This window comes from Nostoc sp. UIC 10630, assembly GCF_010747425.1.
In the GTDB taxonomy this organism is placed as follows: Bacteria; Cyanobacteriota; Cyanobacteriia; order Cyanobacteriales; family Nostocaceae; genus Nostoc.
The window spans coordinates 16,937-29,031 of sequence record NZ_JAAGOG010000100.1; the positions used below are offsets into that span (position 1 = coordinate 16,937).

General features: G+C 44.0%; 9 protein-coding genes and 2 tRNA genes. 9 read left to right on the forward strand and 2 right to left on the reverse strand.

Going from position 1 to position 12,095, the window contains the following annotated elements; all coding sequences use genetic code 11:
• Positions 1 to 85: 85 nt before the first annotated feature.
• Positions 86 to 156, forward strand: a tRNA-Lys gene (locus tag G1O98_RS21675).
• Between the two features lie 94 nt (positions 157 to 250).
• Here the strand turns inward: G1O98_RS21675 and nagZ are convergent.
• Positions 251 to 1,339, reverse strand: a complete 1,089-nt coding sequence (gene nagZ / locus G1O98_RS21680; RefSeq protein ID WP_163931633.1) for a beta-N-acetylhexosaminidase — start codon at positions 1,337 to 1,339, stop codon at positions 251 to 253.
• 363 nt (positions 1,340 to 1,702) lie between these two features.
• Here nagZ and pds point away from each other — a divergent pair, with 363 nt between their 5' ends.
• From pds to G1O98_RS21700, 4 genes are all read left to right on the forward strand, one after another.
• Entirely contained in the window at positions 1,703 to 3,142 is a 1,440-nt protein-coding gene (gene pds, locus G1O98_RS21685) for a 15-cis-phytoene desaturase (RefSeq protein ID WP_163931636.1), read from the forward strand.
• Positions 3,126 to 4,058, forward strand: a complete 933-nt coding sequence (gene crtB / locus G1O98_RS21690) for a 15-cis-phytoene synthase CrtB (RefSeq protein WP_012409300.1) — start codon at positions 3,126 to 3,128, stop codon at positions 4,056 to 4,058. Before pds ends, crtB begins: the two co-directional genes overlap by 17 nt.
• A gap of 127 nt (positions 4,059 to 4,185) precedes the next feature.
• A tRNA-Ser gene (locus G1O98_RS21695) sits at positions 4,186 to 4,277 on the forward strand.
• 184 nt (positions 4,278 to 4,461) lie between these two features.
• On the forward strand, positions 4,462 to 5,784 hold the full coding sequence (locus G1O98_RS21700) for an ABC transporter substrate-binding protein (protein WP_163931639.1): 1,323 nt from the start codon (positions 4,462 to 4,464) through the stop codon (positions 5,782 to 5,784).
• Between the two features lie 63 nt (positions 5,785 to 5,847).
• Here the strand turns inward: G1O98_RS21700 and G1O98_RS21705 are convergent, their stop codons facing one another.
• A complete protein-coding gene (locus tag G1O98_RS21705; RefSeq protein ID WP_163931643.1) occupies positions 5,848 to 6,693 on the reverse strand; it encodes a hypothetical protein in 846 nt (281 codons plus the stop codon).
• 436 nt (positions 6,694 to 7,129) lie between these two features.
• On the opposite strand from G1O98_RS21705, the gene G1O98_RS21710 reads away from it, so the two are divergent.
• The 4 genes from G1O98_RS21710 to G1O98_RS21725 all read left to right on the forward strand — a co-directional run bounded on the left by G1O98_RS21710 (position 7,130) and on the right by G1O98_RS21725 (position 12,065).
• Entirely contained in the window at positions 7,130 to 7,447 is a 318-nt protein-coding gene (locus G1O98_RS21710; RefSeq protein WP_114084056.1) for a hypothetical protein, read from the forward strand.
• A gap of 176 nt (positions 7,448 to 7,623) precedes the next feature.
• A complete protein-coding gene (locus G1O98_RS21715; protein ID WP_163931655.1) occupies positions 7,624 to 9,351 on the forward strand; it encodes a succinate dehydrogenase/fumarate reductase flavoprotein subunit in 1,728 nt (575 codons plus the stop codon).
• A gap of 528 nt (positions 9,352 to 9,879) precedes the next feature.
• Positions 9,880 to 10,842 carry a protochlorophyllide reductase gene (locus tag G1O98_RS21720; RefSeq protein WP_163931646.1) on the forward strand — a complete coding sequence of 321 codons (963 nt, stop codon included), beginning with the start codon at positions 9,880 to 9,882 and terminating at the stop codon, positions 10,840 to 10,842.
• Between the two features lie 602 nt (positions 10,843 to 11,444).
• Entirely contained in the window at positions 11,445 to 12,065 is a 621-nt protein-coding gene (locus G1O98_RS21725; RefSeq protein ID WP_163931649.1) for a TMEM165/GDT1 family protein, read from the forward strand.
• The last annotated feature ends 30 nt before the right edge of the window (positions 12,066 to 12,095 follow it).

Sequence of the window (12,095 nt, forward strand, 5' to 3'; positions counted from 1 at the left end):
CCTGGTGGATTTATATCTAGTGTTGGTGTAGGGCTTGCGATGTAAAAAATATATGATCGCACCGACTCATTTCTTAAATTAACTAGGGTGGTTGGCATACCGGCTGTGCAGCGAGCTTTTAACTCGCAGAAATAGGTTCGACCCCTATACCACCCACTAAACAATTAAAAATTTAAAATTAAGAATTAAAAATTGCAATCTTAGTTAGCCTTTTGGCAATTGCTAATATGCAACTTGAATGCGCGTTGGGTTATGAATAGCAACTAGCGATCGCTAGTTGAGCATGTTGCAATAATATATCTTTATCCAAAGCATGTATGGGATATTGCGGTGTTACTGCCAGTAGTTTCTCAATTCTTTCTCTAGCTGCTTCTACGACTGCTTCATCTAAGCTACCGTTACTGAGCGAATCAGCAAAATCTTCAGCAATCCGATAAGTTCTTTCAATAGATGATGAATTGATATTGCGCGAGACAATGAACAGGTCACAGCCTGCATGAAATGACCGCGCCACAGTACCAGCTTTCATAAACATATCTGAGATCGCTTTCATATCCAAGTCGTCAGATACAACCACTCCCTGAAAGCCAAGTTCTTCCCTAAGTATGGTTTTGAGGATAGGCTGGGATAGCGTTGCTGGTAAATCTGCATCTATCCTAGGAAATAAAATATGGGCAGTCATGATTAAAGGAATCTGTACTTCGATTAGGGCTTTGAAAGGTACGAGTTCTCGAAGTCGCAGGTCTTCTAAAGTTAAATCCAGTATTGGTAGCTCAATGTGAGAGTCTTTGCTAGTGTCTCCATGTCCGGGGAAGTGTTTGGCGCATCCCAAAATTCCTGATTCTTGAAGTCCAAGGTAGTAGTCACGGGCATCTTTTGCGGCGATTTCGGGAGTGTTACCAAAGGCACGAGGCCCAATGACAGGGTTGTGGGGATGGGAAAAAACATCTGCTACAGGAGCCCAGGATAAATTTATTCCCAGTGATTTTAGTTCTATTGCTGTGGCTTTTGCTACTTCGCGGGCGTGCGATCGCAACAACAATGCATGAGGAAATCGCGTAATTGGCATTGGTGTGCGAATGACACGACCTCCTTCATGATCCAGAGTCATAAACATTGAATCACGTTCAGCATATTCTCGTATCTGGCTGTTTAAATCCTTGAAGCTTTCTAGCCAAACTTGATATGGAGCGCCATCCAAAAAGTTTTTAGCAAAAAATATCACCCCAATCGGCTTTAATTCACTGAGTACGCGTTTATCGTCATCGCTTAGTGTAGTGCCGGAAATACCTAAAATCAGGTGATTTCCAAAGTGTTTTAGCTCCTGTGAACCACTCATAATCTTTTACCTAACTAGAGGTGTTTAATAGCAATCTATAACCAGTACCCTAAATATTTTCTCAGATTTAGATGCACGGATTCTCAAAGAAATCAACTACTTTTGAGATTACCTATTTCCTGTCAAAGGAATTACTTTTATCTTGCTAAATTTTCTGCACCTAAATTTAGATAAAATACTTGCTAAAACCTATTACCAACAATGGTATTAGTAATTTTGTTGGGCGGTTGTGGGTAGGTAAAATTCCCTTTGATCAAAGTTTTTTGGGGAAGCGATCGCACAATAACCGCCAAATGTAACAGATTGCAACGTATAATGAGAACGATAAAACCGTTAAGAAATATTGAAGGGCATTAGGGTTAAATGCGAGTAGCGATCGCGGGTGCTGGTCTAGCAGGACTTTCCTGCGCGAAATATCTCACGGACGCAGGTCATACTCCCATTGTCTTGGAAAGCCGGGACGTACTGGGTGGTCTGGTTGCGGCGTGGAAAGACTCTGACGGCGACTGGTACGAAACCGGGTTACACGCCTTCTTTGGGGCATATCCTAATATGCTCCAATTGCTCAAGGAGTTGGGCATTGAAGATAGACTCCAGTGGAAAGAGCATACACTGATTTTTAATCAACCAGACAAGCCTGGAACACTCTCACGTTTTGATGTTCCAGATATTCCATCTCCTTTCAACGTCATAGCATCGATTCTTCGCAACAAAGACATGTTGACTTGGGAGCAGAAGATTCGATTTGCCGTTGGCCTACTTCCCGCAGTGGTTCGGGGTCAGAAGTATGTCGAAGAGATGGACAAATATAGCTTCTTAGAGTGGTTGAAAAGGCAAGGTGTTGATGAGCGGGTAACTAGTGACGTTTTTATCGCCGCATGTAAAGCACTCACCTTTATCAATCCTGATGAAGTTTCCGCAACGATTCTCTTAACTGCACTAAATCGTTTTCTGCAAGAACGATATGGCTCCAAGATTGCATTTTTAGATGGTTCTCCCACAGAACGTCTATGCAGCCCGATTGTAGATTACATCACAGAACGCGGTGGAGAAGTGCGGCTAAATGCCCCCTTGAAAGAAATTTTGCTCAACGCCGATGGCACGGTGAAGGGATACTTGATTCGAGGGTTAAATGGGGCAGAAGATGAAGTTATTACAGCTGATTCGTATGTATCTGCCATTTCAGTTGACCCTTTAAAGGTCATGTTGCCTAAACCTTGGAAGCTGATGGAGTTTTTTCAAAAGCTAGAAGGTTTAGAAGGAGTACCAGTGATTAACCTCCATCTGTGGTTTGACCGGAAACTTACAGAAATTGATCACCTACTTTTTTCGCGATCGCCCCTCCTAAGCGTTTATGCTGATATGAGCAATACCTGCCGTGAATACGCCAACCCCAATCGCTCAATGCTGGAATTAGTTCTAGCTCCGGCAAAAGATTGGATTGCCAAATCCGATGAGGAGATTGTGGCTGCAACGCTTGCTGAATTGGAAAAACTTTTCCCCGACCACTTTGGGGGAGACAATCCAGCAACGTTGCTAAAATCTCATGTGGTGAAAACGCCGCGTTCAGTTTACAAAGCGACCCCTGGTCGTCAACAGTACCGTCCCGCACAAGTTACGCCCATTGCCAACTTCTATCTCGCCGGAAGTTATACCATGCAACGCTACTTAGGCAGTATGGAAGGTGCCGTACTTTCTGGTAAGCTGACAGCGCAGGCAATTTCTGAGGCTCTCCCGGTAGCAAATTCCTCAAACCTGCAAACGCTCACCCGACCGCCCGCAACGAATGCTGCAACTGCCTGATTCCCCCCCGCGCATGAAAACGCTGGTCTCTGTAGACGAGTCATACAAACTTTGCCGACATCTCACAGCAAAGTATGCCAAGACTTTTTACCTGGGTACTTTGCTCATGAGTCCGGTAAAACGTCAATCTATTTGGTCAATTTACGCTTGGTGTCGCCGTACAGATGAATTAGTGGATGGGCCCGCATCTGCTATTACCACGCCAGAAACCCTAGACCTATGGGAACAGCAGCTGGAATCGATTTTTGCGGGACGACCATTAGAAAATTACGATGTCGCTTTAGTTGATACCCTCCAGCGCTTTCCGATGGACATTCAGCCCTTTCGGGATATGATTGCCGGTCAGCGTATGGACTTATATCGCAGTCGTTATGAAACCTTTGAGGATTTATACCTCTACTGTTACCGCGTTGCTGGCACTGTTGGCTTAATGTCAACAGAAGTCATGGGTGTAGATAGCACCCTATACACCGCTCCGTGGCATCAGAACAAACAACCATATCTTCCCACAGAAGAAGCGATCGCTCTGGGAATTGCCAATCAACTCACCAACATCCTGCGGGATGTGGGAGAAGATGCCAAACGGGGGCGAATCTACATTCCCCTTGAGGACTTGGAAAAATTCAACTACACCGAGCAAGACTTCTTCAAAGGTGTGGTAGATGATCGCTGGCGGGCGCTGATGCGCTTTCAAATTGAACGGGCTCGCCAATTCTATACCACGTCAAACCAGGGAATAACTTATCTAGCATCCGATGCCCGTTGGCCTGTATGGGCAGCATCAATGCTGTACGGCCAGATTTTGGAGGTGATTGAACGCAACGATTACGATGTGTTCAGTCGGCGGGCTTTCGTTCCCCAGTGGAAAAAGTTACGCACCTTGCCCTTAGCTTGGATGCGATCGCAAGTCCTTTAAAAAATTAGTCATTTGTCCCTAGTCCCTAATCCTTAGTCTTTTATAAATGACTAATAACCAATGACAAATGACAAATGACTATTGACTCTTAAAAGCAAGTCTGCTAACATTGATATTCGTGAGTCATGGAGAGGTGGCTGAGTGGTCGAAAGCGGCAGATTGCTAATCTGTTGTACGGCAGGCAACTCCGTACCGAGGGTTCGAATCCCTCCCTCTCCGTTTTCCAAGTTTTAATACACAGAAAGTATTCTGTGTAAACTAAATTATAGACGTAAACATTTCTACTCCCAAAGATGGATGATATGATTTATCCTTTGGAGTCTTGATAAGATTCAACTAACTTACAAATTTAGTTTGAATCTTAATTTTAGGCTCCTAAATATTTGAGGAGTGAAAGTGATTTATGAGAAAAATTAGTGCCGCCTTAACCTTGAGTCTAGCTGCCATAGCAACAGGATTCCTAGTTGGGGCTTGTGGTGATAGTAGTACCCCTAATGGTACAGCTACCACCGGAAGTAGTGCGACCCCAGCAGCAAACTCAACTACGACAAGCAGTGATAAAGGGCTAAAAATTGGTTCCCTACTACCGACGACAGGCGACTTGGCTTCTGTCGGACAGCAGATGCTAGGTTCTGTCCCTTTACTTGTCGATACAGTCAACGCTTGCGGTGGGGTGAATGGCGAACCAGTTAACTTGGTGCAAGTAGACGACCAAACTGATCCGAAAGCGGGTGCTGCCGGTATGACCAAACTAGCAACTTTAGATAAAGTAGCAGGTGTAGTTGGTTCCTTTGCCAGTAGCGTTTCTAGTGCCGCAGTCTCCATTGCTACGCCGAATAAAGTTATGTTGGTTTCCCCTGGTAGTACCAGTCCCGTGTTTACTGAAAAAGCCCAAAAAGGCGACTTTAAAGGCTTTTGGGCGCGTACCGCTCCCCCTGATACCTACCAAGCACTAGCTTTAGCCCAACTTGCCAGAAAAAAAGGTTTCAAGCGAGTTTCTACAGTCGTGATTAATAACGACTATGGCGTTGGCTTTGAAAAAGCATTTGTGCAAACTTTTGAAAAATTAGGTGGAACCATCGTTAATAAAGATAAGCCTGTGCGCTACGACCCGAAAGCGCAGACATTTGATACAGAAGCGGCGGCTGCCTTTGCTGGTAAGCCAGATGCAGTTCTAGCTGTACTTTACGCCGAAACTGGCAGTCTGTTCTTGAAAGCCGCTTATCAGCAAGGTGTAGCTAAGGGAGTGCAGATTCTGCTCACAGATGGAGTGAAATCACCTACTTTTCCAGAACAAGTTGGCAAAGGCAGTGATGGTAAATATATTTTAACTGGAGCGATCGGTACAGTACCCGGTTCCGATGGTAAAGCACTAGAAGCTTTTAACAAACTGTGGAAGGATAAAAAGGGTAATGAACCAGGGGAATACGCCCCTCAAGCTTGGGACGCGGCTGCTTTATTGACATTGGCCGCACAAGCTGCTAAAGAAAATACAGGCGTTGGAATAGCCGGTAAAATTCGTGAAGTCGCTGATGGCCCTGGCACAGAAGTTACCGATGTCTGCGAGGGACTGAAGTTACTCAAAGAAGGTAAAAAGATTAACTATCAAGGAGCTAGCGGCAACGTAGATGTTGATGCTAACGGCGATGTCGTTGGTGTATACGACGTTTGGACAGTAGGAGATGATGGCAAAATCAAGGTAATTGACAAAGTTACCCCCAAGTAGAAAGTTAGGAATTAGGAGTTAAGAGCTATTAATGAAATATTACTAACTCATAACTCCTAACTCTTATAATCCAGTGAAGTTATAACCAACTCCTAACAATAAGCCAATATCAGTTTGATCGAAAAATCCCGCATTGACAGAGGCTGTTGCTGTGAATTGAGGAGTTAAAGGCACATCAATGCCACCAGATACCAAAAAGGCAAATTGCGAATCATCACCAGTTTTGTAAGCTGCACCAACTCCAACGTAAGGTGCGATCGCTAACGGTTCGCTAAAAGCATCTGCTGATTTGAAGGTAAAATCGTAGGTGATCGGAAGCAAAATTGTAGTGTTGTCGCCAAATACGGCTGAGGGACGTACCGATATAGAATTTGTCAGTCCGACTTTACTAACTACTGCAAAGTTACCATCGCCCAAAGACGAGCTACCATCACCACTCAAACCAATGTTAGCAGCAACGCCAATATAGCTACTGCCACCACGGGTTGTTCTGCCTAAATCAATATCCGATTGCGCCACTTTGGTAGCAGATGGTTGAGTAGTCGTTTGAGAAGTCGGTTGGACAAACTCAGAGGTGAGAGTCGCAGACGAGGTTGCCACTGTGCCTGGAACTGGTGTAGACGTTGCACTGCCATTTTCCTGTATTACAGGATTTTGGAGCTGCTGTACCTCAGCTAAATTTGTGGCTGTAAATGTTTCAGTTGTCTCTGTAGAAAGATTTTGGTTTACAGTGTCTAGTTCTGTACTAAACTCATTGGGAGACGCTACGGTTGCGGGAGAGTCAGTTAATGCCTGACTGCTTACCTTGTCTACTGTCTGGGCACTTGCAGATAAGCCGCTACTCAGAACTACAAGAGCAGCTATACCTGGCAACCAAAAAACACCTTTACGAAGAAAAATAGTATTCACGTTCACTCCTAAAACAACATTGCCACGAAAAATAAAGGTTTTTGTTGATTTAAGTCAACAAATTCCGGCAATACTCAAAATTTAACACCAAAAAATCGGATTTCACATCCTTACTTTGCTGGATATATCTATGGTCATAACGCACCAAAAATCTAGAATAGTGCGTTAACCTACGGGATAAGACACCCTACACAACTAGGTTTTTAGGACTTATGTGTACACCGTAGTACAGGGAACATGGAGATATAGGAAAAGGGCTTACCGTCGAGTATGCTTGTTTTATTTACGCCATGCAGGACTATGAATTGCGGTTTGTAACAAAAAAAGTGAATTGTGAAGCAATATTACGAATTTTGCAAAAATATTTAGAAATTGTCTACAAAGCAAACATGGTTCTAACGTAGAACCTATATAGGAGAGACTTGAGGCAAATGTGATGAGCGGAAATAATATTCAAAAGTATCGGTTTGTCTGTACACTGACTTTTGGTGATATCTACGGTCAAATAATTGTTTGGTTAATTACAATTACCCTAAGTTTGGCATCTGCCTTGGCGCTGATGGGTGCGAAGCGTCCTGTGTACGCTTTAGCAACTGCGGGTTTGGTCGTTCTGCTATCGCTACCTTTCTTGTTGTTTGCGTTTGTCACGACCTTGTTAAATCATATTGAAGTCACTCCTGTAGGGCCGGGAACTAAAATGGAACCCATACCAGGTAATGTGTCTCAGCAACAACCTGTGCAAGCAGCTAGCTAAAGAGTTAGGTCTTCATTCCTAACTCTTCACTTTTAATTTAAAAATTTGTAATAACATCCCTGTCTATAGGCAGGGAATTTTTTTGTAGAGATGCCACGGAAATCGCAGCAATGCACTGCCTGATTAATCACATCTCTACAATAGAACAGCAGTGCTTTGCAATCAGGGGACTAATTATGCTGGAACACGATGTAATTATTGTTGGGGGTGGGTTGGCGGGATGTCGGGCGGCGGTGGAAATTGCTCGCACTGACCCTAGTTTGAATATTGCTGTGGTTGCGAAAACACACCCAATTCGTTCCCATTCGGTGGCGGCTCAAGGTGGTATGGCTGCGTCGCTAAAAAATGTTGATTCCCAAGATAGTTGGGAAGCACATGCTTTTGATACTGTCAAGGGTTCTGATTATTTGGCAGACCAAGATGCTGTGGCAATTCTCACCCAAGAAGCGCCAGATGTGGTAATTGATTTGGAACATCTCGGCGTTTTGTTCTCTCGCTTACCCGATGGTCGCATTGCCCAACGAGCTTTTGGCGGGCATTCCCACAACCGCACTTGTTATGCTGCCGATAAGACCGGTCACGCGATTTTGCACGAATTGGTTAACAATTTGCGGCGTTATGGAGTGCAAGTTTATGAAGAATGGTATGTGATGCGTCTCATTTTGGAAGAAAATGAGGCCAAAGGTGTGGTTATGTTCCATCTTTTGGATGGACATATAGAGGTGGTGCGAGCTAAGGCGGTGATGTTTGCCACTGGAGGCTATGGCCGCGTTTATAATACTACCTCTAATGATTACGCTTCTTCGGGTGATGGTTTAGCAATGACTGCGATCGCTGGTTTGCCCCTCGAAGACATGGAATTTGTCCAATTTCATCCCACTGGTTTATATCCCGTAGGGGTACTAATTTCAGAAGCGGTAAGGGGTGAAGGGGCGTATCTAATCAATAGTGAAGGCGATCGCTTTATGGCGAATTATGCCCCCAGTCGTATGGAATTGGCTCCTCGTGATATTACCTCACGCGCGATCGCTTATGAAATTCGCGCCGGTCGTGGTATTCATCTTGACGGTAGTGCTGGTGGTCCCTTTGTCTATTTGGATCTCCGCCATTTGGGGAAAGAAAAAATTATGAGTCGCGTCCCCTTCTGTTGGGAAGAAGCGCATCGTTTGGTGGGTGTTGATGCGGTAACTCAACCAATGCCAGTCCGTCCGACAATTCACTATTGTATGGGTGGTATCCCAGTTAACACCGATGGGCAAGTCCGCAGTAGTGGTGATGGCTTAGTTGATGCTTTCTTTGCGGCTGGTGAAACATCTTGTGTTTCCGTACATGGTGCCAATCGCCTTGGTAGTAACTCTCTGCTGGAATGTGTCGTTTATGGCAAGAGAACTGGGGCAGCGATCGCCAAATTTGTCCAAAAACGGAAGTTGCCCTCTGTAGATGAGCAACGCTATGTAACCCAAGCCCAGCAAGAAATTCAAGCTTTGCTAGAACAACCAGGAGAGTATCGCATTAACCAAGTCCGTCAAGCCTTCCAGGATTGTATGACTGAGTACTGTGGCGTTTTCCGCACAGAGGCATTAATGAGTGAAGGGTTGCACAAACTAGAAGAAATCCAACAGCGATATCCACAAATTTATTTAGATGATAAAGGTAGTTGCTGGAATACAGAACTCGTGGAAGCCTTAGAATTGCGAAGTTTGATGATAGTGGGACAGACTATTTTGGCATCAGCGCTGAATCGTCAAGAAAGTCGTGGCGCTCATTTCCGCGAAGATTATTCGGAGCGAGATGATGCCAACTTTCTGAAACACACAATGGCTTACTATTCACCAGCAGGAATTGACATTCAATATCGTCCGGTGGCGATTACTATGTTTGAGCCAAAAGAGCGGAGATATTAACCAAAAGAAAACTTCTTCCTCTTTTCTTGGTAGATAAATCGAGGGGACTATAAATATTTTGTCTACCTCGATTAACAAATAGTTTACCTTTGTCATAATTCTATTCAAAAAAACTATGGAGTATCACCTATTGATGGGACTGCTGGACCTAAGACTTTGAGTAAACTCAGCGAGGTTATAAAACAAAAACAGATGGATTTTAGTGATAGATAGATTTAGTATTTATTCTATGATGCAGAACCTAAACCCGATGACCAAATAAATATTGAACTAAAGCAGTATATTTTAAACATAGAAAAAAGGCAGAAGCGTTTAGGGCCGCATTGAGAAGTTTTGATGAGTCGTTGTGAATCTACTACACAACAACCTTATTCTTTTGATATAGACAATCCTAAAAGCAAGATAGAAGTTCAATGAAGCTGAGTGAGAAGCGATCGCCAACCATAACACCTCGAATAATCAGAGGTGGTGACTCAGTGAGGTAAAATCCTGAAGAGAGAAAAAGGTGATTAACAGAGTCTGAATAGAATGGTACAGGATAGGAAGTCAACGGTTGTAATCACAGGTGCCTCTTCAGGGGTTGGTTTGTACGCTGCCAAAGCTCTTGCTGAAAGGGGATGGTATGTAGTGATGGCCTGTAGGGATGTAGCCAAAGCTCAACTGGCAGCCCAATCTGTGGGAATCCCGCATCAGGGCAGCTACACTATCATGCATATCGATCTTGGCTCTTTGGATAGCGTTCGACAATTTGTGAATAACTTTCGAGCAAGCGGCCACTCCCTAGACGCTTTGGTGTGCAACGCCGCAATTTATATGCCCTTAATAAAAGAGCCTTTACGCAGTCCAGAAGGTTACGAGTTAACTGTCACCACAAATCACCTAGGACATTTCCTTTTGTGTAACCTAATGCTAGAGGATCTGAAGAAGTCATCTTCAGAGCCAAGGCTTGTAATTTTGGGAACTGTTACCCACAATCCAGACGAACTGGGTGGGAAGATTCCGCCGCGTCCAGACTTGGGCGATTTACAGGGCTTTGCAGAAGGGTTTAAAGAGCCGATCTCAATGATTGATGGCAAGAAATTTGAACCAGTCAAAGCTTACAAAGACAGCAAGGTTTGTAACGTGCTGACGATGCGGGAACTGCATCAGCGCTATCACGAGTCAACTGGTATCGTCTTCAACTCTCTCTATCCGGGATGTGTTGCAGAAACGCCATTATTTAGAAACCACTATCCCCTATTTCAGAAAATCTTTCCATTATTTCAGAAGTACATCACTAAGGGATATGTGTCTCAGGAGTTGGCGGGAGAACGAGTTGCGGCGGTGGTTGCCGATCCTGAGTACAATCAATCCGGTGTGTATTGGAGTTGGGGAAATCGCCAGAAGGAAGATGGTAAATCCTTTGTTCAAAAGGTTTCTCCTCAAGCCCGCGATGATGACAAAGGCGATCGCATGTGGCAACTAAGTGCTAAATTGGTCGGGCTTGCATGATGGGATAGGATTTGGCGTTAACCTTGTGCATGATTCATCGATTCATCAATCCGTTTTTTTGAAGGAATCGGCATTATATGCAGGTAACTAATTGTTGAGGTGATTATTAAGTCACCTCTGACTTTATTGATAGCTATATTTAGCTTAGAGGATGTTTGAAAAGTCCTCTTATCGATAGCAAAATACTTAACAATATAAGCATTATTAGTAACTATTTTTGAATTATTAAGCATTACATTTTGAAGTGCAGAATGTAGGATCAAAACTGGTCATCAGAGAATCTAAAATATGTTGACTTTACTAAAACCTAAAGAACATGTAAGTCAGGCTAAAGTTATATCTCTCCATTCCCCACTCTTGACTTTTACCTATAACAGATGTACGATCAGATTCGCATTGAAGGGGAGTAGCTGCTGGCAAAAAAATAAAAGCCAGTACATCTGAATCAACATACTGGCGATGAGCCTGGTTCAGGTGGCGAATAATAAATATTTGAAAGCGAGACCTTCACTAAGTTCACACCGAAAAGTGTAAACTTGGTGAGGTCTTTTGGTTCTCATCAAGCTTCACATCGGTAAAGGATTCTTCAGGAGCTTGAGAGAGTGTTAACAGCTTTTACCGCAGGTTTATTATTAATTACAGTTTCGGAATTAGGCGATAAAACATTTTTTATTGCCGTGATTTTGGCAATGCACCACCCACGGCGGCTGGTATTTATAGGTGTTACAGCTGCTTTGGCTGCGATGACCATCCTTTCGGTGCTATTTGGACAAGCGGTATCTTTATTGCCAAAAGCTTATATTCATTACGCCGAAATAGTTTTGTTTCTTGCCTTTGGTATCAAGCTGTTATATGACGCTAGTAAGATGTCCTCGGCTGCTTGTGATACGGAAGTTGTACAAGAAGCCGAAGCTGCGGTGAAAAAAGCAGATTTGGAGTTACCAAAGAAAAAGACTTCCTTAGCAATTGTCATAGAAGCCTTTATATTGACATTTATGGCAGAGTGGGGCGATCGCACCCAAATTGCCACCATTGCCCTAGCCGCAGGTAATAATCCCATTGGAGTCACAGTAGGTGCAATTTTAGGACATGCCATTTGTGCTGCGATCGCAGTTATTGGTGGCAAAATGATTGCCGGACGCATTTCTGAGCGTCAACTCACCTTTGTTGGCGGATGCCTGTTTTTAGTCTTTGGTGTCGTAGCTGCTATTGAAGGAGCATAAGGGGGGCAGGGGGAGCAGGGGAGGCAGAGG